Source organism: Micromonospora sp. NPDC023737 (assembly GCF_040639715.1).
In the GTDB taxonomy this organism is placed as follows: domain Bacteria; phylum Actinomycetota; class Actinomycetes; order Mycobacteriales; family Micromonosporaceae; genus Micromonospora.
On the sequence record NZ_JBFAAL010000008.1, the window covers coordinates 41,317 to 63,049 of the forward strand.

The following is a 21,733-nucleotide window of genomic DNA, read 5'->3' on the forward strand; positions in this document are numbered from 1 at the left end:
GCGCCGCGGGACCCGAGGATCAGCCGTTCCCCGGGTCCGTCGTCGGACATCGGTCACGAGGCTGCGGCCCGTTCGCGGATCTCCACCGCCATCTCGAGCATCTGCTTGGTGCTGGTGAACCAGTCCTGCAGATTCAGATCCACGATGAGCTCGTCTGCGCCAGCCTCGGCGGCCGTTCGGACATCGTCCATGATCTGGTCGAGGGTGCCGACGAACGGGGCTCGGCCAGGTCCGGCCGGACGGTCGGTGAAGGTCACGTTTCCTACCACGATCATCTCCATCCGGCTCGTGTCCCGGCCATAGCCAGCGGCCATCTCCCGGATACGGTCCCAGCTCGCACGCAGTTCTGCGGCTCCAGCCGGCCCGGGGGTGCCGAGGAACGGCAGCCAGCCGTCTGCGCGTCGGGCTATGCGTTCCACGGCCTTGGACTTGGTGTCGCGGCCGATGTTGCTGCCACCGCCGCCCAACATCACGGGGATCTTCGACACTGGCTTGGGCAGCACCGAGGCACGGTCGATGGCAACGCGAGGGCCCCGGACGGTCACCGGATCCGGCCCCCACACGGCATCGAACACGTCCAGCGTCTCGTCGAGGTAGCGGCCGCGGTCCGCTCCGGTCGCGCCGGTGGCCCGGAACTCGTCGGTGGACCAGCCTGCGCCCAGACCCGCGACCAGGCGGCCACCGCTGATCTGATCGATCGTGGCCAGCTCCTTCGCCAACTGGACCGGAGCGTGGAGTGCAGCGATCAGCACAGAGGTACCGAGGCGCACCCTTTCGGTCGCCACCGCCGCTGCCGTGAGGACTGCAAGCGGGTCGGCCGCCTGCCGCTGGCTCTCCGGCCACGGCATCTCGGGCGCCCCGGCGTACGGGTCGGCGGGCGCCTCGGGAAACAGCAACCGCTCATAGGTCCACAAACTGGCATAGCCGGCTGCTTCTGCCGTTCTGGCCGCTTCGACCAGGTCGTGCCGTAGGTCGACGCCCAATCGTTGGGGCAGCCGAAGTCCGAGCTTCATCTGGAACCTCCGGTGTAGTCCGTCGTTGTGGCCGCCGCGGCACGGGGTGAGCCCTGTCGCAGGGACGGCCCCGCGACCGGACATAGCACATATTTCCGCCGTTCTCGGTCCACCCGCCAAGTCTCAACCCTCACACCGATGTGAAGGTCAATGTAGGTTTGGGCACATGAAAATCGGCGAGCTCGCGGAGCGTACGGGCACGTCCCGGCGGCTGCTGCGCTACTACGAGGAGCAGGGGCTGATCACACCCAGCCGCGGCATCAACGGTTACCGCGAGTACCAAGAGCCACACGTGTACGTCGTGCAGCAGATCAAGGGACTGCTCGATGCCGGACTGCCGACCCGAATCATTCGGGAGCTCCTGCCGTGCCTGGACAAGCCGCAGACCATCTACGTCCCCGACGTGACACCCGAAATGGTCGACACACTGCAACGCGAACAAGCTCGGCTGTCCGAACGCATTGAGTGCCTGACCCGCAACCGGGACGCGATCGCCGACTACCTCGAGACGGTGCTCAAAGTTCGTTGCGGCGGCGACACGCCGCAGCTATCGCCTGCCCGGTGTGACTGAGGCATCATCATGGCGGTGAGCTGAGATGCCCACGTCGGCCGGCAGAGGCATCAGACCCGCCAAGGACTCGCGGCACGCATGAGTTGAGTCAGCGCTGCGAGACGAGTTCCCCCAGGAGCAGCCGATGATCAGTGACGCAACGCTCGTCCGGATCAACGAAGCGGTGCAGTTGCATCATCACCAGGGCCAGCGTGAGGCTGCGCGCGACCTGTTCGCGCAGATCTGGGATGAGATCGGCGGGCAACAAGGCGATCCCCTGCACATTTGCGTCCTCGCGCACGCGATGGCCGATGTGCAGGACGACGTCCACCAGGAGCTGATCTGGGACCAGCGAGCACTGGCGGCGGCCGACCTGCTCACCGACACCCGGGTAGCGCAGGCCGGGGTGACGCTGCCGGTGGCCGGCCTGTATCCGTCGTTGCACCTCAACCTGGCAGAGTGCTACCGCAAGCTCGGTGATCTCGACCGTGCCCGCGAGCACCTCCAGCGTGCGCAGGCGGGAATCGGCGCGCTCGGCGATGACGAGTACGCGCAGCTGATCAAGAGCGGCATGGACCGGATGGTGCAGCAGCTGACCTCCGAGTAGCCGCGCTCTACGGAAGAGAATCAGCCGCGGGCGGCGTCGCCGCGCGACGCCCCGGATCAACCGGCGGGCGGCCGCGACGAGTCCCCCTCCTTCCGCCCACTGCTGCCCTGCCCCGAATGCTCGGACGAGTCGAATATCGACGCTGCTCGACGCGCGAGTTGCGGCAGGTCTGGACGCCGCGGGGACCGGCTCCCTGGCAGGGCGTTCGAGGTGGCGCTCAGCCTTCGGAATACGGCTACCCGCCGGGGCAGCGGGTATCGCCGCCGCTGTGCTCCTGGCAGATCGTGGGCGGTGGAGGGGAAGGCGGGGCCGGGACGAGCTCCCGGTACGCTCCGGCGGCGACCGGAACGGCGACTACGCCCAGACCGAGCGCGATGACCAGGTAGACAGCGGCGGTCCGGCGCAACAGCCCGCCGCGGGCCACGACGGCGATCACTGCCGGGCCGGCCACCACCTCGGCGGCCAAGAGCAGCAGTGCCACGTTCGCCTTACGTGCCAGTACGTCGGCACCGGCGCCCTGGTCGCTGTGCTGGTCCGCCCAGCCCTCGAGGCCGATGCTGAAGATCCACCCGAGCAGCACCAGCGCGCCGATGAGCCATGCCACCGTCAGCAGCGCGACGGCGCCTGGCGCCCACGGCGCCGCAGGTCGGCGATCCACGCTCGCACGATATAGACGACAGGCAAGTGAGGCCAGGCGGGGCGACACGACGGCTCACCGCGTCACCGTCCTTCGGCGCTCACGACACCTCTCCCCCGGAGCAGGTCGTAGTCCGGTCGTCCTCGCGGCGTTGATGGTTCACCTCGGTAGGCCTGGTTCGTCGGGCTGGGCGGGGTTCGCTGTGTGTTCCGCACTGACGGCAATGCTGCCCAGCAGGGCGAGCGCCTGCTCTGAGGGTGTGCCAGGTTCGGCGTGATAGATCACGAGGACTTGATCGTCGGTACCGGCGACGATCAACTTCTCCCGGTACAACTTGAGATCACCGACTTCAGGATGGTGCAGGCGAGCCTGGCTGCTGGTGCGCCGGACGATGTCCTGCCGCTCCCAAAGCCGTCTGAAGCGTTCGCTCTTGAGGGAGAGCTCGCCGACGAGGGCCACCATGCGAGGATCCGTCGTTTCGGTGCCCATGACGGCGCGCAGCTGGCCCACGGCGGCGGCGGTGGCCTGCTCCCAGTCGTCGTGCAGTTCCCGGTCGCGCGGGTCGAGGAACGCGGCGGCCAGCCGGTTGACGCCGGTACGCATGTTTGGCGACAAGGCTTGGGCCAGTTGGTTCGCGGCGAGCACTGTCAGGTAACGGTCCTCGACGAATGCGGGCATGGGCAGCGCGTCGAGCAGGCGGAGCGTGCCGGCAGGTACCTTTTCGACGCGTACCTGCGGGGCACGCTTGGGGCGGGCCTGGGTGAGGGCGTAAAGATAGGTCGTTTCGTCCACGTCGAGTTGAAGGACCCGGGCGAGGGCGTCCAGCACCTGTGCGGACGGCGTCCGGTCGCGTCCCTGCTCCAGGCGCAGGTAGTAGTCGGTGCTGATACCGGCGAGCAGTGCGACCTCTTCGCGACGCAATCCCGGAGTACGGCGGTATCCCGTCGTTGGCAGGCCCGCATCCTCGGGCCGCAGCCGTTCGCGTCGGGCACGTAGAAACTCACCGAACGCGTTGGCCCGCTCCTCCATTCTCACAACAGTAGGTTGCCGCTGCGCTCGGTGACTGTCCCTGCTGTTCCCAGGAAGTCGGGGACCTGTTTGCGCGAATTCAGAAGGACGATTCTGGGGACGGTCAGCCTCACCAGCGATCGTTACGTACTTCGCAGACGGGTGGATAATATGAAAAGTGTCTCGCTCGGCGGCCTCACCGTCTCCGCGGAAGGGCTCGGCTGCATGGGCATGAGCTCCGTCTACGGGGCAGCCGACTGGGCCGAGTCCATCGCCACAATCCGGCGGGCACTGGATCTCGGCGTCACTCTGATCGACACTGCCGCCGCGTACGGCATCGGCCACAACGAGGTGCTCGTCGGAAGGGCGATCGCCGGCCGGCGCGAGGAGGTGCAACTGGCCACCAAGTTCGGCATGGACCTCACCGCGGCGCGCGGCAAGGTCGTCATCAGGAACGACCCTGACGCCATCAAGGCCGCTGCCGACGCCTCGCTGCTGAGGCTCGGAACCGATTACATCGACCTGTTCTATCTACATCGGGTGGACCCCGAGGTGCCCTTCGAGGACTCGGTCGGCGCCCTCGCCGAACTCGTCCAAGAGGGCAAGGTACGTCACATCGGCCTATCCGAGGTCACCGGCGATCAGTTGCGCGCGGCGCACAGAATCCACCCGATCGCAGCCGTGCAAAGCGAGTACTCGCTCTGGACGCGCGACCCCGAGACGGTGGTGGCCGAGGCGGCTCGGGAACTGGGGGTCGGTCTCGTTGCCTACTCGCCACTGGGCCGGGGGTTCCTCACCGGGACCGTCGACCCTGCTCACCTCGCTCCGAGCGACGGGCGCCGCCGCCTGGCCCGCTTCACCGACGAAGCGGCGGCAGCAAACCAGGCCATCGCCGACGAGGTCAGGCGGATCGCGGAACGCAGGGGCGTCGCAGCGGCCCAGGTGGCAATCGCGTGGGTCGCCGCCCGCAGCGAGAAACTGGGCATCCCGGTGGTGCCGATCCCCGGCACCAAGCGGGTGTCATGGATCGAACAGAACGCGGCCGCTCTGCAAGTGCAGCTCACAGCGGAAGACATCGGAGCCCTCGACGATCTGGCCGGTCGGGTCGTGGGCGCCCGCTACTAGCGGGTCCTGCCGGCCCGGCGGCACGTCTTGCCTCAAGGTTCACGTCAGCAGTGGCGATGTGGGTGGTGCCACCGCTCCAGAAGGCCCGCTATCGTGACCAGCACGGCCACCAGGACTGCCTAGACCAGCGCTACGCGATCTGGGAGGGGCAATGACCAGTTTCGTGACGCTGGGTGCTCTCGCGGCCGTTGCGGCGGTCGGTCTCCTGCTGCTGATCCGCCGGCCCGCAGCCGCCCAACGGCTCATCCGCCTGGCTGGCCTGGTGATCACCGTGCTGGTCGCCGCCGTTCTGACCCCGTGGACCGTGCAGGATTCCGGAGCGGCGGCAGGCTATCTACTCGGTGTGCCGGTCCTCGCGGCGACGGTTCCACTGCTGGCCAAGCGTTCCGCTCGCTCCGCCGGGATCGCCGACCTCATCGCGGCGGCCGTCATCTGCGGCTGGGGGCTGTTGCTGGCGCTCGGCATCGGGGTGGTGTTCCTACCCGTGGTGCCGCTCTACGTGGTGAGCGCGATCCGAAGCCTCGCACCGCGCATATCGACCCTCAGCTGATCTGGACACCAGCAGCCATCGCAGCGCCCGCCTCTGACGGTTGCCCTTTGACCTGGGTGGGCGGGACTGGGTTGAGTTCCGTTCGGTCCCGTTGCACGACCGTTCAGGGCAACCGTGGCGATGGTGACCAGCGACCCGTACGCAAACGTCACTCGGCCCACAGAGCCGCCAACATCCCAAGCCAACCCGGAGCGCGAAAAGACGACGCGTAGCCGAACTCGCGGGAGCAGCCATTCCGAGGAACGGTACGTCGTCGTCACCGTCGGCTCGGACCCCGAACATGCGGCCGCCACGTGACCGACGGACCACATGTATTGCGATGGCTCTACTTCCCCAGCGATCTTGTCAGGGCGGCGATACCTGAGTGCCCGGCCAAGACGCCACAGATCAGTGTCGTCGGTGATCCCGTCCGGTCAGGAGCAGTCGAATCGGTGGTCGTAGGGACGCTCCGGGCATGTCGTGCAGACGAAGATGTAGATGCCTCCGGCGTCGCCGAGCATCAATCCTGTCGGATTCTGGAGCGACCGCCACGGATGGTCATCGGGGCTGTCGAAGCCCCAGCCGACCATTGCGGGCCGATCCTCCAGCGGGACCCAACGTCGCTCGTCGCCCCGGCTGAACTCCCAGGTGGCGATGGTGAGCAGATGCTCCATCCGGCTGCCGCACAGGCAAACCGGCCAGTCAGGCGACTGCGTCCAGCCGGGGTAGCCGCCGACCTTGATCCCGGGGGCGACCGCCAGGTCGCTGTCGTACTCCCAGCCGTGGTCTGCCTCGACCCGCCGTGCCGCTTCCAGGATCTGTGACCACACCTCGCGTGGCAGGTCGTACGACGGATACTCGACCACCCGCTCGGGATCGACGACGCACGGGTCGGGCACATACCACGCCTCGGCGTCCTCGGGCGGGGCCGGCATCGTCGCCAGTCGCGGGCCGATCGCTGATCGTCGCCGCCACCGCAGGCGTGGAAGCGGAGCGCTCCAGGGATCATGGTCGAACGGGCACCACAACACCTGCAGCACGTCGGAGCCCTCGGGGAACGGCAGGTCGGGCACGTCGTCGGCGACCAGTTGCAAGACCGGCACGAGCGGCACCCCAGCCTCGGCCGGGTGGTCGTCCAGGCCAATGCCGTCACAGGTCGGCCAAGGCTCGTTCGCCGGCCACAACAGCGGGCCGCCGACGGAGCTCTGCTCCTCCGACGGCGAGCCCTTTCGTGGATGCAGCCGGGTGGTGGTCCGCGCGAGCGCACGCAGCTGCGGGAAGACGGCATCCATATCAAGGGGAGGGTGCGGGGTCGTGTGCACGGCCGAGATCGTACGGGTTGGCAGCGACCGGCTCCAGAACGCCGGCCAGCACTATCAGCGGCGGATCTGCCGCCCCAACTCGATGGCTGTCGGGTTCCGGCTCGCGCCCGTGATGGCCGGCCCGCGACACCGAGAGCGCGCTCGGGTAGGGTCCGCCGGGGGTGCTAGTTGAGTTTCCGGCTGGCGGCATACGCCGTGTGCATCGAGGACGAGCGGGTACTGCTCGCCCATTGCGTGTCACCGACGGGCGACGCTCACTGGACTCTTCCTGGCGGCAAGGTCGAGCACACGGAGGATCCGTTCGATGCGGTGATCCGGGAGGTCGCCGAAGAGACCGGCTACGACGCCTTGGTGGAGCGCCTGCTGGGCGTGGACTCGAGGGTGATTCCCGCCGCTGAGGCGTTGCTGGGGATCGAGCACCAGAACGTGGGCATCTTCTATCGAGTCCGTGTCACCGGTGGCACCCTCCGTCCCGAGGTGAACGGCGATGTCGCCGAGTCGGTCTGGACTCCGATACCCGACGTGGCTCGCCTGCGCCGATCCTCGCTGGTCGACGTCGGTCTCGCACTGGCGCAGACCCTACCGGCCACCGGCCACGTCGCTCCCGTCCCGGTCGGCGGTCTGATTCAGCACTGAGACCGCGATGCCGGCGCCGGCGTCGCCGAACCGGTCCGGGAGCAGTGGCGTAACAGCTCGAATGTGTCGGAGGACTACTTTCCGGCCGCTCCCGGGCAGGATCGACGGGCCGCATACTTGCCAACATGAGCCTTGCGATCCGCCTCTTCGGCGGCCCAACCGTGACATTCAACCTCGGGGGCCTCATCTTCATCACCGACCCCACGTTCGACGCCCCGGGCGAGTACCCGATCGGTAGCCGTACCTTGACCAAGACCGCCGCGGCGGCCGGCACACCCGCCGATGCCGGCCCGGTCGACGTTGTCCTGCTCTCCCACGACCAGCACCCGGACAACCTCGACGCCGCGGGCCGCGACTTCTGCGCCACCGTGCCGCTGGTGCTGTGCACCACCACCGCCGCCGAGCGGCTGGGCTCGCCCGCCCGCGCGCTGCCGACCTTCACGCACATCGACCTGCCGCGGCCGGACGGCGCCGGCAATCTGCGGGTCACCGCCGTCCCCGCCCAGCACGGACCCGACGGCACGGACCACCTGACCGGCCCGGTCACCGGGTTCGTCCTGAGCGGCGACGGGGTGCCCACGGTGTACGTCAGCGGCGACAACGCCTCGCTGCGGGTGGTCAGGGAGATCGCCACTCGGTTCCCGGACATCGACGTCGCGATCCTGTTCGGGGGCGCCGCCCGGACCCCGCTGGCCGGAGACGCGAACCTGACCCTCGACGCGAACGAGATGGTGGAGGCGACCAGGATCCTCGGCGCGTCGACCGTGGTCCCCGCCCACATCGACAGCTGGTCCCACTTCACCGAGGGCCTCGCCGACGTCCGTGCCGCGTTCACCGCCGCCGGCCTGGCCGACCGCCTCCTGACGCCGCAGCCTTCGCAGAGGTCGTGAATCCGCATCGCGCCCTATGAGCGGCAACCGGCGGGTGGGTGCCTACATCGAGTCGATGGCCGGCTTCAGCACATCGGTGCACCACTGGCGGAACGTGGTCGGAGTGCTGGTCCGCGCCGTACGCGCGACGCCGTTGTCCAGGCCGTTGTTCTTGGCGAGAGCCATGTCGAGCAGGGCCTGGGCCATCGGCTCGGAATAGCCGGCCCGCATCATGTTCGCCTTGTACACCTCGCCCGGGATCTGCTGGTAGCGCACCGGTCGGCTGAGCACGTCGGAGATGATCGCGGCCATCTCGTCGTAGGTGAGGTCCTGCGGGCCGAGCACCGGCACCTCGTCGAACCCGGTCCAGGTGTCGTCGCGTAGCAGCCGGGCGGCGACCGCGGCAATGTCCCGGGTGGCGACCATCGGTGCGGGCAGGTTGGGCAGATTAGGGCCGTGGAACACGCCCTCGGCCGCGATCGGGCCGGCCTGCCACCGCGTGTTGTCCATGAAGGACGGCATGGTCAGCGCCCGGTACGGCACGCCGGTGTCAGCGATCAGGTCATCCATGGCCAGCGTCGCGGTGACGTGACCGGCGTGCCCGGCGACCGGTGTGCCCCGACCCAACGCCGAGATACCGACCACCCGCCCGACGCCCCGCGCCGTGAACGCTTCGAGCACCGGGCGCGTGAAGCCCGAGTACGCGGCGTCGACATCGTCGGCGCGCGGGTCGGCCGCCACGAGCCAGAAGACGGCGTCAGCGCCGGCGAACGCTTCGGCCACGACGGCAGGGTCGCTGTGGGAGCCGTGCACGATCTCGACCCGCTCGGCGATGCCCGGCGCGAGCCGCGCCGGGTCCCGGACCACGACGCGGACCGACGTGTCGGCGTCGAGCAGATCCTGCACCAGCCGACTGCCGATGTTGCCGGTCGGCGCGGTAACCACGATCATGTCTTTCCTCGATTCGGTATCGAACTTGACGCGGTCCAGTGAACGCCGGTCGGGTGCTCGGCGGAAGGATCGCTTCCGTCCCGATTGATACCCTGACGGTATGAGTGGTCTGGAGACGCGGCAGCTGCGCTACTTCGTGGCGGTGGCCGAGGAACGGCACTTCGGGCGGGCCGCCGCGCGGCTGGGCATGGCACAGCCGCCGCTGTCCCGTGCGATCCGCGATCTGGAGCGGCAGCTCGGCGTGCAGCTGCTGATTCGCACGACGCGGCAGGTCGCGCTCACGTCGGCCGGGGAGACGCTGCTGGCCGACGCCCGGGTGGCGCTGGACGCGGTCGCCGCGGCGGAACACCGGGCCCGCCACGCCGGGCGGCCAGTACCGACGCTGCGGCTGGCGTTGAAGGCCGACTACGACGCCGGGCTGCTGCCGAAGATCATGGATGCGTACCGGACCCTGCCGGTCGAGTTGCTTCTCGGTGGGCACGGCGAACAGGTTCCGGCGCTGCGTGACGGGCGTGCCGACGTGGCACTGGTGCCGACGCCGTTCGACGGGGGTGGACTGGACACGGAACCGCTGGTGACAGGTCCGCGTCTGGTAGCGCTGGCGGCCACCGACCCGCTGGCCGCGCGGGCGACCGTACGGCTGTCCGACCTGGCCGGGCGGCGGCTCCCGGACGGTACGCCGGCCGAGACGGGCCGTACGCAGCAGCCGCCCGCGAACTGGCGGAGCAGACTGGACCTGTCGCAGATCTTCAACCTGGTCGAAGTCGGAAACATCGTCTGGTTCCTGCCGGACTGGGTGGCCCGGCGCTTCCCCCGCCCCAACATCGCCTATCGACCCGTGGACGGACTCGAGCCGACGACGCTGGCGGTGGCCTGGCCGGCCGAGTCGCGCTCACCTGCGGTGGCGGCCTTCGTGCGCACCGTCAAGGAGATCGCAGACACCACCATGGTCGACGAATCGTCGGCCGCTGGTCAGCCCGCCGTGAGGTGATCGCGGCAACCGAGTTCACCGACGTTGGAGCAGCCCACGCTCGGCCATATAGGCACGCAACGTCTCGGCGTCCTCGGCGGACATCAAGCTGCGTGGGATCACGGTCGCCGGCATCCGGCCGACGTACACGATCCAGAACTCAGGGGTGTCCCGCACCTGGGCGACCCCGTCCCAGGCGATACCGCCGGACTCCGAACCGCTGCGCATCATGATGTTGTCGTCGGTGATGTCGTAGGCGCCCTGGACGGCGTAGCGACTGGAGCGGCGCCGGGCACGCAACCGCACCCACGGCGCGTACAGCATCGACAGCAGGCCACCCACGACCAACGCCGTGCACAGCGCTGTCACCCGGTCGCCCCACGCGAACCCCCGCGAGACGGCGAAGCCTATCGCCCCGACCGCCGCCAGCACCGCGCCGATGTAGCCGTACTTGCGTAGCCGGACACTGCTGAGCGCGGCGGCCACGCGGCCCGGGTAGGTGGGATCGGCCGGGACGTCAAAGCGGATGTGCACGCCAGAACGATAGTGCGCCCACCCGACTCGGTGCGGCGCCTGACGCGCCCCACCGGTCAGATCGCGTGCAGCTGCTCGAACACGGGTCCCTTCGTGGGATCTGGCCGGCGAACGCCACCGGCGGAGCCGACGGACGACTTAGCGTCAGGAAGGACCTGCCGAGCGGCGAGGACGGGAGCGGATCGTGGAGAGACACCGCCGCGACAGCCCGGTGCGGCCGCCTGGGGCGTCGACCGGTCTCTGGCACCAGGGGCTGAACCTCGGCGCCAAGGTCATGCAGGAGACGGCGCCGCTGAAGGGCTTCGACGCGTACGTCGTCGGTTTCCATCCGGCGAAGGACGACCCGTCGATGCAGATGGAGGCGCACCACTACTGCCGTCAGGTCAACGACGACTTCCTGCAGTGCGTGCTGTTCGACGGCAACACCGCCGAGGCGAACCTCATCGGTGTCGAGTACATCGTCTCGGAGCGGCTGTACGGGACGCTGCCCGAGGACGAACGCCACTACTGGCACCCGCACAACTACGAGGTGCTCGGCGGTTCCCTGATCGCACCAGGCCTGCCGGAGCCGGCCGAGCGGGCGCTCATGGCGATGCTGATGAACAGCTATGGGAAAACCTGGCACACCTGGCACACCGGCCGGCTCGACACCGGTCCGGGCGACATGCTGCCGTTCGGTGACCCGATGCTGATGTGGTCGTTCAACCGCGACGGGCAGTGCGACCCGGCCCTGGAACAGCACCGCAACGAGGCCATGGGAGTCGACCGCATGGAGAAACTCTCCTCGCGCTCCGGCCTGGTGGACCGCGCGCACCCGCAGGACGGGGTGGCGCTGCTCGACCGGGCCTTCCCGGACGGCACCCCACTCGCCGCAGTGGTGGACCGCTCCGAGACCATTTGACCGGCGGGACTCGCGGCTCACACGGACGTGGCTGCTCGGTGCTTCCCTCATGTCCGTCGAAGCGGACCCGCCCCCCGCGTGATCACGTCTCGGTCGTGGGCGGGCGGGTGGTGCTCTGCCGTACGACCAGCTTCGGGACGACCAGCGGCAAGGGCTGCGGCTTCGTTCCGTTGATCGCCTGGGTGACGGCCGTGATGGCGCGGCGGCCCACGGCGTCGAAGTCCTGTTGGATGGTGGTCAACGGCGGGACGAGGTATGCCGCTTCCGGGACGTCGTCGAATCCGGCGAGGGAGATGTCCTGCGGCACCCGTCGGCCGCGCTCGTGCAACGCCCGGAGCACGCCGATCGCCATCTGGTCGTTGGCGGCGAACACCGCGGTGGTCCCGCGCATCTCGCAGATCCGCAACCCGGCGACATAACCGCTGTGGGCGCTCCAGTCACCCTGAACCGGCTCGGGCGGGCGTAGGCCCGCTTCGGTCATCGTTCGGCGCCAGCCTTCGATGCGGGCGCGGGCCTCCGCCCAGTCGAGTGGGCCGCTCACGTGCACGATCTCGCGGTGCCCGAGCTGAAGGAGGTGGTCGGTGGCCAGGCGGGCGCCGAGCACCTGGTCGACGCCGACGGTGACGGTGGCCCTGGACAGATCGCCCTCCACGACGACGAAGGGAACGCCGGTGCGGGTCATCCGCACCACGTCGAGAGCCTCGTCGTTGCTGGCGATCATCACGACGCCTTCCACCCCGACACGCATCAGGTGTTCGGTGGCGTCGATGAGGGCGTGCAACGTCACCTCCGACAGGCTCACGGAGGTGGCGAAGTAGCCGGCGGCGCGCGCGGCATCCTCGACGCTCCGGTGGATGCTCGTCGGACCGAACAGTGTCCTGGCCGTGCCGATGATTCCGATCATTCCGGAGCGTCCGCGGACCAGCGCCCGGGCGGCGATGTTGGGGCGGTAGCCGAGCCGTTCGATGGCCTCGAGGACCCGCTGCCGCGTCTCCTGCCGGATACTGGGCGCGCCGTTGATGACCCGCGACACCGTCTGGTGCGATACGCCCGCGAGGCGAGCGACGTCGGCCATGACCGGTGGCCGAGCGGCGGCCGCGGTGGCTGCCGCCTTACGAAACCCGCCCTGGCGGGCCATCCGTTCTCCCATGGGATCAGTTCCTCGTGGGCTCGTGAGTTCCGCGGGTGGTCAGTGTGAGTGACGGGGCACGGCGCTGCCGCTGCCGCCGACGAGGAAGTCGAGGTCCGCGCCCTGGTCGGCCTGCAGGACGTGCTCGCTGTACAGCCGTACCCAGCCCCGGTCGGCGACCGGTTGTGGTGGCTGCCAGGTGGAGCGGCGTTGGGCGAGTTCCGTGTCGTCGACCAGTAGGTCCAGGCGCCGGGCTGGAACGTCGACCCGGACCTGGTCGCCGGTGCGTACGAGCGCGAGCGGGCCGCCCACCGACGCCTCTGGGGCCACGTGCAGGATGCAGGTTCCATACCCGGTGCCGCTCATCCGGGCGTCGGAGATCCGCACCATGTCGGTGACACCGTCGGCGAGCAGCCGCCGTGGCATGGGCACGTTACCCACCTCCGGGAAACCGGGATAGCCGCGTGGTCCGGCGTTTCGTACGACGATCACCGTGTCGGGGGTGACATCGAGGTCCGGATCGTCGGCCGCGACGACGTAGTCCTCGATCCGGTCGAAGACGAGTGCCGGTCCGGTGTGCTTGAGGAGGTGGGCGGAGGCGGCGGAGACCTTCAGCACCGCTCCGGACGGTGCGAGCGACCCGCGCAGCACCACGGTGCCGGAGCCGGCGGGCTGGACCGGCTCGGCCATGGTGCCGATCACCTCGCGGTTCCAGCACTGGGCGCCGCTGATGTTCTGGGCCACGCTCTCCCCACTGACCGTGACGTGATCCAGGTGGAGCAGGGAAGCGATCTCCTTCATCACCGCGGGAACGCCGCCCGCGTAGGCGAAGTCCTCCATCAGGTACGTCCCGGACGGCATCAGGTTGACGAGCATGGGCACGTCCGCGGTGAGGGTGTCGAAATCGTCCAGCGACAGGGGTACGCCGAGGCGTCCGGCGATCGCGAGCAGGTGTACGACGGCGTTGGTGGAACCGCCGATCGCGGCGTTGACCCGGATCGCATTCTCGAACGCCCGCATGGTGAGCACAGTGGACAAACGTTGGTCCTGCTTGACCATGGCGACGATCCGGCGTCCGGCGGCATGTGCGAGCGCGTACCTCCGGGAGTCGACCGCCGGCACGGCGGCGGCCCCCGGCAGTTGCACGCCGAGAGCCTCGGTCACGCAGGCCATCGTGGAGGCGGTGCCCATGGTCATGCAGTGACCGCGGCTGCGGGACATGCCGACCTCCGCCTCGGCGCAGTCGGCCGCGGTCATCCGGCCGGCCCGCATCTCCTCGGTGAAGCGCCAGACGACGGTGCCGGAGCCGATGTCCTGGCTGCGGAACTTGCCGTTGAGCATCGGACCACCGGTGATCATCAGGGTCGGCAGGTCGACGCTCGCCGCCCCCATCAGCAGGCCGGGGGTCGTCTTGTCGCAACCGGAGAGCAGAATCACCCCGTCGAGCGGGTTGGCGCGGACCGACTCCTCCAACTCCATCGCCAGCAGGTTGCGGTAGAGCATGGTCGTCGGTCGCATGAGGGGTTCGCCGAGGCTCATCGCCGGGAACTCCAGCGGCAGGCCGCCGCTCTCCCAGACGCCCCGCTTCACCGATTCGGCCAGGTCTCGCAGGTGGGCGTTGCAGGGGGTCAGCTCCGACCAGGTGGTGGCGATGCCGATCACCGGGCGACCGTCGAAGACGTCGTCCGCGAACCCCTGGTTGCGCATCCAGGATCGATGGATGAACCCGTTGCGGCCTTCCGCGCCGAACCACTGCCCGCTGCGCAGCGGTCGATCGGTGGTCGTCATCAGCACGCCTCCGTGATCTGAGCGGCCGCGGGGGTACGCGGCGATAGAAGTGTTTGATCGGCTGGTGGCACGGTGCGGCCTATCTGAGGCCGCCGACCGACAGACCGCCGCGCCAGTGCCGTTGCAGGCTGAAGAACGCGACGATGAGCGGGATCACCGAGACGAGCGAGCCCAGGATGATGAGGCTCCAGAGGGAGGTGCTCCCCGCGTTGTTCGCCGAGGCGATGCCCTGCCAGAGGCCGAGGCCGACGGTGACCGGGAAGAGGCGGTTGTCGGAGAGCATGGCCAGCGGCAGGAAGTAGTTGTTCCAGGAGGCCACGGCCGACAGGAGCAGCACGGTGACGACGGCGGGTCGCATCATCGGCAGGGCGATCTGGAGGAAGGTGCGCAGCTCTCCCGCGCCGTCGACCCGTGCCGCGTCGAGGAGTTCGTCGGGGACCGCGTCGCGGGCGTACACGTGCATCAGGTAGACGCCGAACGGGTTGAGCAGCGACGGGAGGATGACCGCCCAGATCGTGTTCGTCATGCCGAGCCGGGAGAACATGATGAAGGTCGGGATGACCAGTGCGGTGGCGGGCACCATCAACGCGCCGAGCACGACGGCGAAGCTGAAGCGCCGGGCGGCGAAACGGTACTTGGCGAACCCGTAGCCGGCCATGACCGCCAGGACGGTGGCGCCGATCCCGCCGGCGATGGCGTACAGCGTGGAGTTGAGGATCCATCGGAGGTAGATGCCGCCGTCGTAGGTGAAGAGCTGCTTGAGGTTGCCGAGGTAGTCGATCCGGTCGGTGAACCACAGGGTGTTTCCGCCGCCGAACAGGCCCGGCGCGTCCTTGGAGCTGTTGACGATGATCCACCAGAACGGCACGAGGAAATAGATCACCAGGAAGCCGAGGAGGATCTGCAGCGGGAGGTAGCGTTGCGGTCGGCGGGAGCCGGCGCGGACGCTGGTGCGGTCGGCCATCTACAGGAAGCTCCTCCGCTTGCGGGTGAAGAACAGGAATGCGTACACGCAGATGAACACGACTCCGCCGAGGGCGAACGAGATCGTCGACCCGTAGTTGAAGTTGGCGAGCGAGAACGCCTGCTGGTACGCGTACATGTTGGGCGTGAAGTCCGTCCCGATCGTGCCGGCGGCGAGGTACCGCAGGATCTGCGGTTCGTTGAAGAACTGCAGGGTGCCGATGAGCGAGAAGACCAGGATCAGGATCAGAGCCGGCGCGATCAGCGGAATCTTGATCCGCAGCGCGATCTGCCATCGTCCGGCGCCGTCCATCCGGGCCGCCTCGTAGAGGGACGGGTCGACTCCCTGCAACGCCGCATACAAGATGATCATGTAATAGCCGGCCCACTGCCAGGTCACGACGTTGAGCAGACCGTAGAAGATCAGGTTGCTGCCGAGGAAGTCGGGTGCGGTGGCGCCGAACAGCCCGAAGATGTCGGTGAGGGGGCCGAACCCCTTGCTGTAGAGGAAACCCCACATGACGGCGCCGATGACGGTGGGGATCGCGTACGGAAGAAAGATCAGCAGGCGGGAGAAGCGGGTGAACCGGGTGGTCACCGCATCAAGAATGAGGGCCATCGCGAGCGCGATGACGATCTGCAGCGGGATGGCGACGAGCGAGAAGCGGAACACGAACCACACGCCGGACAGGAAGCTCGGGTCGGTGAACGCCTTCACGTAGTTGTCGAAGAGGACGAAGCTGGTGCCGCCGATCAGCTTCTTCTGGAAGAGGCTCAGGTACAGGGCGTACGCCAGCGGCGCGATGAGGAACGCCAGGAACACGATCCCGAATGGCCCGACGAAGAGCCACCCCATCAGGTACTCACGCAGGTGCACCTTGCCGCGGATCCTGTGCGTCTCTTTCTGCGCACGCGGTGCGCGCTTCTGGGTCAGGAGTGTCATCTTGGTCTCCGGGACGTGGACGCTGACGGCCGAGGGTGGGCCGGCCGGGGACGGCACGGCCCACCCGTCCGGTCACTGAACGGTGAACCCCTGCTCCTTGGCGTACTTCGTCACGTCCTCCTGGAGCCGGTCGGCAGCCTGGGAACCGGTGACGGAGCCCTTGATGATCTCGCTGACCTGCTTTTCCATGGCGTCTAGGTAGTACTGGCCGAAGGGGGCGTACTGGACGCCCTGGTAGGCGTCGGCGGCGGGGACGTAGACCTCCTTGTTCGCCTGCTGGCCGCCGAAGAACGCCACCTTCAGGTCGACGAAGGCGGGATCCTTGAGCGCCGTGAGGTTCAGCGGGAAGATGATCTGGTTGGTCCAGCCGTCGGTGAGCGACTCCTTGTCGGCGTAGAGCCCGTAGGCGACCTTCGCCGCCAGCTCCGGCTTCTTCGCCTGCTTGGTCACCGAGAACGCCGACCCGCCCCAGTTCACCTGCACCGGGTTGGCCGGGTCCCACTGCGGCAGCGGCGCCACCGCGAACTTGCCGGTGTCCTGGCCCTTGCCGACGCCCGCGCCGGTGAGGTAGCCGGGTGCCCACGCCGCCGAGATGTACGTCGCGTAGTCGCCGTTGATCACGCCCGAGATGTACTCCGGGGTGAACTGGTTTTGCGTGCCGACCAGGCCCTTCTTGGCGAGGCCGCCCCAATAGTCCAGCACGTCCTTGGACGCCTGGTCGTTGAGCTTCACACCGATAGCGTTCGGCTGCGCCGGATCAAAGGTGAAGGGCGTGGCGCCCTTCTGGATCTGGAGCGCCATCAGGACCGCCGGGACGTTCGCGCCGAGGTCCCCGAAGAGCGGACCGCCCGCGTCCTTGACCTTCTGCGCAGCCTGCTCGTACTCGGCCCAGGTCTTCGGCGGCGTGATCTTGTACTTGTCGAAGATGTCCTTGCGGTAGATCATGCCCATCGGGCCGCCGTCGACCGGGACGCCGTAGACCGCGTCACCGACCGACACGTCCTTCCAGGCACCCTCGCTGTAGTTGGCCTTGACCGCGTCGAAGCCGTACTGCTTGATGTCGACAAGAGCACCCTGGATCTGGAAGGTCGGGATCCGGTCCGCCTCGACCATGATCACGTCAGGCGCGCCGGTGCCCGCCGAGATGGCGGTCTGGAACTTGTCGTACTCGTCGCCGCCCTGCCCGACGTTGGTCCAGCAGACCTGCACCTCGTCGTTCTGCTTGTTGAAGTTGTCGACGACGAGTTGCATGTTGGGATACCAGCCCCACATCGTCACGGCCGGCAGGTCCTTTTTGGTGATCGTGTTCGTGCAGTTGCTCGCGTCGCTTCCGCCCCCGCCCCCGTCGGAGCAGGCGGCGAGGCCGGCGCCGGCCGCGAGCATGGCTACCGTGGCGAGAATCTGTTTCCTCTTCATTGACGTGATTCCCTTCGGGGGGTCGGGGGGTCGGGGGATGCGCGACGTCCACACGCCGTCGTAAGGGGCTGGCGATCGACCGGGGACAGGCAGGGGGCGAACGCTCCCGGCCTGTCCTGCACGCCGATCCTCTACGCGGAACACGCCCGTGCCTGGCGGGTGCCACCGGGGGCAGGCACACGTCCCGCCCCCGGTGGCGTCGCCCGTACCGGCTCCTAGCGCTTGAACAGACGCGGCGCCAGGTCGATGAGGTTCTTCTGCCACACGTCCCAACCGTGCGGCCCGGGGGTCACCCCGTCGAACTCGTAGCGGATACCGAGGTCGTTCAGCGTGGTCAGGGACGCCATGAAGCTCGGGTACACGAAGTCGGTCTGGTCGCCGACGTACAGGCGCAGCATCCTGGTCCCGCTGTTGATCGCCTCCACGTCGACGCCGGTGCCGCTACCGAACCCCGCCGAGAAGGCCGCGACGTAGGCGAACTGGCCTGGGTACGTCCTGAGCACCCCGAGCGCCTGCCCGCCGCCCATCGACAGACCGGCGATGGCCTGCTGGGACGGCTCGCTCGAGATGTGGTACCGAGCGCGCGCCGTCGGCACGATGTTCTCCAGCAGCTCCCGGTTGAAGTTGGACGAGTTGCCGTTGCCCATCACGACCACCATCGGGACCAGGTCGCCGTCGAGGAACTGGTGGTCGAGGATCTGCTTGGCGCGTCCCATCTCGACCCAGTCCGTGTAGTTCTGGCCGCCACCATGCTGCAGGTAGAGGACGGGATACGGCTGCGCCCGGCTCGGGTCGTACCCGGGCGGCGTCCACACCAGGGCGGTGCGGTCCTGGCCTGCCACGGTGCTCCGATAGGTCATGCTCTCGACCTGCCCGCCCTGACCGGCCGGCACGTCCGACAGCAGGCGCGCCTCCGCCCCCGGAACGAGGAAGGTGCTCCACGTCGGCTCGGTGGTCACCCTCGTCGGGTTGGACGTGTCCTTGACCGCGACCCGGTCCACGATGATCCGGTAGTAGTAGAACCACGGGCCCAGCGGTCCCACTGTCGCGCGCCACCGGTCGCCGTCGCGGGACAGCGGCACCCGTAGCCAACTGCCGCCCGGCGCCACGTTCGCCCAGACCGTGACGTGCTGGGCGTCGGCGAAGTCCGTGGTCGTCTCGAAGGTGACGAAGCCGTCCTCGGTGACGAACGGCGTCGGGGTGGTGCCCGCCGGCGGCGGGACGAACTCGCCGTTCAGCTGCCCGTGACCCGGGCTCGGGCCGTGGTCCGACACGTCACGGAACAGCCGCGGCAGGAAGTCGACGAGGTTCTCCTGCCAGGTGTCCCAGTTGCCACCACCGTCCGGGTTGACCCCGTCGAACTCGAACTCGACACCGGCTCGGCCCAGTGCCTCCGTCAGACGGTAGGTGACGTTGTACGCGGGGTCGGTCACGTTGCCCGTGTACAGGCGCAGCAGCTTGAGCTCGCGGTTGATCTCCTTGGCGTTCCTGCGGTCCACGTCCGGGGCCTGCAGGCCCGAGAACGAGCCGACGTAGGCGAACTGCCGCGGCTTGGTTAGCGCCGCCGACAACGCCGCTGATCCGCCGTCCGACGCGCCCGCGATCGCCTGGTTCGCCGGGTCACGCCGGACGTGGTAGCCGTCCGCGACCGCCCTGCGGAGGTCCGTCAGCTCCTTGTCGTTCGAGCTGTCGTCGTCGTTGATCACGACCACCATCGGCTTGATGGCGCCGGCGGCCGAGAGGTTGTCGAGGATCTGCTTCGTTCGGCCGAGGTCGAGCCAGTCGGTGGTGGCCGCACCATCGCCCGACTGCAGGTACAGCACCGGATAGCCCTTGCCGCCCTTGGCCACGTAGCCGGGCGGTGTCCAGACCAGGGCCGACCGTTGCCCCGTCCTGGTCCGGTACGTCAGCGGCTCGACCCTGCCGCCGGTCCCCTCGGGGGCGTCCGCGAGCCAACGTGCCGACTCACCGGGGACGAAGAAGGTGCTCCAGAGCGGCTCGGACGTCACCCCGGCGCTGTTCGTCGGGTCCTTCAGACTCTTGGTGTCGTCGCCGGTGACCTGGTAGTGGTACTGGCCGGGCTCCAGTGGACCGAGCACGCCCGACCACACGTCACCACGGCGGGTCAGACCGAACTCCGCCCAGCTGGAAGAGGGACCGAAGTTCCCCTCGACGACGACCTGCGACACCGCGCCCACGTGGTCTTGTACGTAGGCGGCCGGGACGCTGAACGACGCGTAGCGGTCTTCCGAGACGCCCAGCCACGGCGTGTCCGCCGCGGCCGGTTGCGGCGTGAACAGAACCGCCGCGACTGCCATGGCTCCGGCGGTGAACGCCGCCGAGAGCCGACGCCCGCCCGTACGGCGTAAGCGCCCATGGTAGCATCCAGTTGTCACGTTCCACTCCTTTTCTGCGCCGACCGCGGATGCGACCCGACTGGCCGGCTCAACTCATCGGTGGATTTCGCTGCTGGTCTGCGTCCATGCCTCCTCACAGGTTCGCCACGGATGCACCTGACGTGATCGCCCGGTGCGGCTTCGGTGTCCGGCGTGACCAGCGGCCGCGCCGGGAGCGTTTCAGGATCTTGTGATGCTTCTCGGCGGCGCGGTCGAGCCGCGGACCACGAGACTTGTCGGCAGCACCATCCGGTGCGGCCCCTCCCACTCGCCGGTCACCAGTGACTTCAGCATCCGCGCGGCCTCGTATCCGAGCTGGTACATCGACTGATCCACAGTGGTCAGCCCAGGCTCGGTCAACGCCGACTCCGGGATGTTGTCGAACCCGACGACCGACAGGTCCCCGGGCACGGAGAGCCCCAGTTCCTCCGCCACTTCCAGAACCTTGAGCGCCATCCCGTCGCTCGCCGCGAAGATCGCCGTCGGCCGGTCCGACCGTTGCAACAAGGCACGCGCCAACGGAGAAGCGGACTCGGGGTTGAAATCACCCCTGCCGATCAACGTCAGGTCGACCGGGACACCTGCGCCGGTCAGCGCGGCCCGGTACCCCTCTTCTCGCGACCAGGCCGCCGCCAGGTTGGATCGGCCGGCGATGAACCCGATGCGCCGGTGACCCAGGTCGAGCAGGTGCTCGACGGCGGCGGTGGCGCCGGCGAGATTGTCGGCGGTCACCGAGGGCGCTGTCGAGTGCCTCGCCGGGTCGATGGCCACGACCGGCGTCCGACTCTGCACCTCACCCCACGGCGTGACCACGATGCACCCGTCGGTGAGAGTGCCCGACAGGCGGGTCAGATGCCGCTGCTCCCAACCCTCCGAATACGACCCGTAGAGATCACTGTTGGCGTAGATGATGAGGTCGAATCCGGAGCGACTGAGGGCCTTCATCACCCCCTTGAGGACCTCTGCCGTGTACGACTGGAAGCTGTGCGTCACAAGGCCCAGGACGTTGGTGCGGCTGCGCCGGAGGCTCGTCGCCACCAGGCTGGACTCGTAGCCGAGTCGCTCGATGGCTGAACGGACCTGCGCGCTCGTGCGGGCGCTGACGCCGTAATGCCCGTTGACCACCCGCGAGACGGTGGCGGTGGAAACGCCGGCCGCCCGAGCGACGTCACTCATCGTCACCGGCGCATTGACTTCGGTCATGCCCGCTCTCTCTGGACTGCAATCGTTATCGGTTACGTTTCCAGGATGTTGTCAACGTAACCGGTAACGATTACGAACACAAGACCTCTTCGATCTCCCGCAACCCGGTTGTGACCGTTCACCCGGCGGCGCACAATCGCGCAATCGGTGACCGGCCGCTGCTGTGGACGCGGGAGCGTGTGTCACCCTCGACGCCCCAATGCGGAACCCGTTTCCGGCGGGTCGTTCGGCCCGGGAACCGGT

General features: G+C 68.4%; 21 protein-coding genes. 8 read left to right on the forward strand and 13 right to left on the reverse strand.

Annotated elements, in window-relative coordinates:
* Nucleotides 1–53: 53 nt before the first annotated feature.
* Nucleotides 54–983, reverse strand: coding sequence for a TIGR03619 family F420-dependent LLM class oxidoreductase (locus AB0F98_RS18625; protein WP_357736710.1), 930 nt, complete (start codon nucleotides 981–983; stop codon nucleotides 54–56).
* A 196-nt stretch (nucleotides 984–1,179) separates the two neighbouring features.
* Here AB0F98_RS18625 and AB0F98_RS18630 point away from each other — a divergent pair, with 196 nt between their 5' ends.
* On the forward strand, nucleotides 1,180–1,584 hold the full coding sequence (locus AB0F98_RS18630; protein ID WP_357736713.1) for a MerR family transcriptional regulator: 405 nt from the start codon (nucleotides 1,180–1,182) through the stop codon (nucleotides 1,582–1,584).
* Nucleotides 1,585–1,708: 124 nt separating this feature from the next.
* On the forward strand, nucleotides 1,709–2,170 hold the full coding sequence (locus AB0F98_RS18635) for a tetratricopeptide repeat protein (RefSeq protein WP_357736716.1): 462 nt from the start codon (nucleotides 1,709–1,711) through the stop codon (nucleotides 2,168–2,170).
* 235 nt (nucleotides 2,171–2,405) lie between these two features.
* On the opposite strand, the gene AB0F98_RS18640 is transcribed toward AB0F98_RS18635, so the two are convergent.
* The gene (locus AB0F98_RS18640; RefSeq protein WP_357736719.1) at nucleotides 2,406–2,828 is read right to left on the reverse strand and encodes a hypothetical protein; all 423 of its coding nucleotides are present in this window, start codon (nucleotides 2,826–2,828) and stop codon (nucleotides 2,406–2,408) included.
* 138 nt (nucleotides 2,829–2,966) lie between these two features.
* Nucleotides 2,967–3,836, reverse strand: a complete 870-nt coding sequence (locus AB0F98_RS18645) for a helix-turn-helix transcriptional regulator (RefSeq protein WP_357736722.1) — start codon at nucleotides 3,834–3,836, stop codon at nucleotides 2,967–2,969.
* Nucleotides 3,837–3,905: 69 nt separating this feature from the next.
* Here AB0F98_RS18645 and AB0F98_RS18650 point away from each other — a divergent pair, with 69 nt between their 5' ends.
* Together AB0F98_RS18650 and AB0F98_RS18655 are read left to right on the forward strand one after the other, a co-directional pair.
* Nucleotides 3,906–4,940: an aldo/keto reductase gene (locus AB0F98_RS18650; RefSeq protein WP_357736725.1), complete on the forward strand. Its 1,035-nt coding sequence runs from the start codon at nucleotides 3,906–3,908 to the stop codon at nucleotides 4,938–4,940.
* Nucleotides 4,941–5,091: 151 nt separating this feature from the next.
* Nucleotides 5,092–5,490 (forward strand): hypothetical protein, encoded by a 399-nt coding sequence (locus tag AB0F98_RS18655; protein ID WP_357736728.1) that lies wholly within the window; start codon nucleotides 5,092–5,094, stop codon nucleotides 5,488–5,490.
* A 413-nt stretch (nucleotides 5,491–5,903) separates the two neighbouring features.
* On the opposite strand, the gene AB0F98_RS18660 is transcribed toward AB0F98_RS18655, so the two are convergent.
* Nucleotides 5,904–6,791 carry a hypothetical protein gene (locus AB0F98_RS18660; protein ID WP_357736731.1) on the reverse strand — a complete coding sequence of 296 codons (888 nt, stop codon included), beginning with the start codon at nucleotides 6,789–6,791 and terminating at the stop codon, nucleotides 5,904–5,906.
* 168 nt (nucleotides 6,792–6,959) lie between these two features.
* On the opposite strand from AB0F98_RS18660, the gene AB0F98_RS18665 reads away from it, so the two are divergent.
* Together AB0F98_RS18665 and AB0F98_RS18670 are read left to right on the forward strand one after the other, a co-directional pair.
* A complete protein-coding gene (locus AB0F98_RS18665; RefSeq protein WP_357736734.1) occupies nucleotides 6,960–7,427 on the forward strand; it encodes an NUDIX hydrolase in 468 nt (155 codons plus the stop codon).
* Between the two features lie 125 nt (nucleotides 7,428–7,552).
* Entirely contained in the window at nucleotides 7,553–8,317 is a 765-nt protein-coding gene (locus AB0F98_RS18670; protein WP_357736737.1) for an MBL fold metallo-hydrolase, read from the forward strand.
* 42 nt (nucleotides 8,318–8,359) lie between these two features.
* On the opposite strand, the gene AB0F98_RS18675 is transcribed toward AB0F98_RS18670, so the two are convergent.
* Nucleotides 8,360–9,247, reverse strand: coding sequence for an NAD(P)H-binding protein (locus AB0F98_RS18675; RefSeq protein WP_357736739.1), 888 nt, complete (start codon nucleotides 9,245–9,247; stop codon nucleotides 8,360–8,362).
* 100 nt (nucleotides 9,248–9,347) lie between these two features.
* On the opposite strand from AB0F98_RS18675, the gene AB0F98_RS18680 reads away from it, so the two are divergent.
* On the forward strand, nucleotides 9,348–10,238 hold the full coding sequence (locus AB0F98_RS18680) for a LysR family transcriptional regulator (protein ID WP_357736742.1): 891 nt from the start codon (nucleotides 9,348–9,350) through the stop codon (nucleotides 10,236–10,238).
* Nucleotides 10,239–10,253: 15 nt separating this feature from the next.
* Here AB0F98_RS18680 and AB0F98_RS18685 read toward each other — a convergent pair whose 3' ends face one another.
* Nucleotides 10,254–10,751 carry a YcxB family protein gene (locus AB0F98_RS18685; RefSeq protein WP_357736745.1) on the reverse strand — a complete coding sequence of 166 codons (498 nt, stop codon included), beginning with the start codon at nucleotides 10,749–10,751 and terminating at the stop codon, nucleotides 10,254–10,256.
* Between the two features lie 184 nt (nucleotides 10,752–10,935).
* Here AB0F98_RS18685 and AB0F98_RS18690 point away from each other — a divergent pair, with 184 nt between their 5' ends.
* Nucleotides 10,936–11,652, forward strand: coding sequence for an OBAP family protein (locus tag AB0F98_RS18690; RefSeq protein WP_357736748.1), 717 nt, complete (start codon nucleotides 10,936–10,938; stop codon nucleotides 11,650–11,652).
* Between the two features lie 82 nt (nucleotides 11,653–11,734).
* On the opposite strand, the gene AB0F98_RS18695 is transcribed toward AB0F98_RS18690, so the two are convergent.
* The 7 genes from AB0F98_RS18695 to AB0F98_RS18725 all read right to left on the reverse strand — a co-directional run bounded on the left by AB0F98_RS18695 (nucleotide 11,735) and on the right by AB0F98_RS18725 (nucleotide 21,490).
* The gene (locus AB0F98_RS18695) at nucleotides 11,735–12,802 is read right to left on the reverse strand and encodes a LacI family DNA-binding transcriptional regulator (RefSeq protein WP_357736751.1); all 1,068 of its coding nucleotides are present in this window, start codon (nucleotides 12,800–12,802) and stop codon (nucleotides 11,735–11,737) included.
* 39 nt (nucleotides 12,803–12,841) lie between these two features.
* On the reverse strand, nucleotides 12,842–14,569 hold the full coding sequence (locus tag AB0F98_RS18700) for an IlvD/Edd family dehydratase (RefSeq protein WP_357736754.1): 1,728 nt from the start codon (nucleotides 14,567–14,569) through the stop codon (nucleotides 12,842–12,844).
* Between the two features lie 79 nt (nucleotides 14,570–14,648).
* Nucleotides 14,649–15,533: a carbohydrate ABC transporter permease gene (locus tag AB0F98_RS18705; protein WP_357736757.1), complete on the reverse strand. Its 885-nt coding sequence runs from the start codon at nucleotides 15,531–15,533 to the stop codon at nucleotides 14,649–14,651.
* Nucleotides 15,534–16,475: a sugar ABC transporter permease gene (locus tag AB0F98_RS18710; RefSeq protein WP_357736760.1), complete on the reverse strand. Its 942-nt coding sequence runs from the start codon at nucleotides 16,473–16,475 to the stop codon at nucleotides 15,534–15,536.
* A gap of 72 nt (nucleotides 16,476–16,547) precedes the next feature.
* The gene (locus tag AB0F98_RS18715) at nucleotides 16,548–17,891 is read right to left on the reverse strand and encodes an extracellular solute-binding protein (RefSeq protein ID WP_357736763.1); all 1,344 of its coding nucleotides are present in this window, start codon (nucleotides 17,889–17,891) and stop codon (nucleotides 16,548–16,550) included.
* Between the two features lie 215 nt (nucleotides 17,892–18,106).
* Nucleotides 18,107–20,209, reverse strand: a complete 2,103-nt coding sequence (locus tag AB0F98_RS18720) for an alpha/beta hydrolase-fold protein (protein ID WP_357736766.1) — start codon at nucleotides 20,207–20,209, stop codon at nucleotides 18,107–18,109.
* Between the two features lie 258 nt (nucleotides 20,210–20,467).
* Nucleotides 20,468–21,490, reverse strand: a complete 1,023-nt coding sequence (locus AB0F98_RS18725; protein ID WP_357736769.1) for a LacI family DNA-binding transcriptional regulator — start codon at nucleotides 21,488–21,490, stop codon at nucleotides 20,468–20,470.
* Between the last annotated feature and the right edge of the window lie 243 nt (nucleotides 21,491–21,733).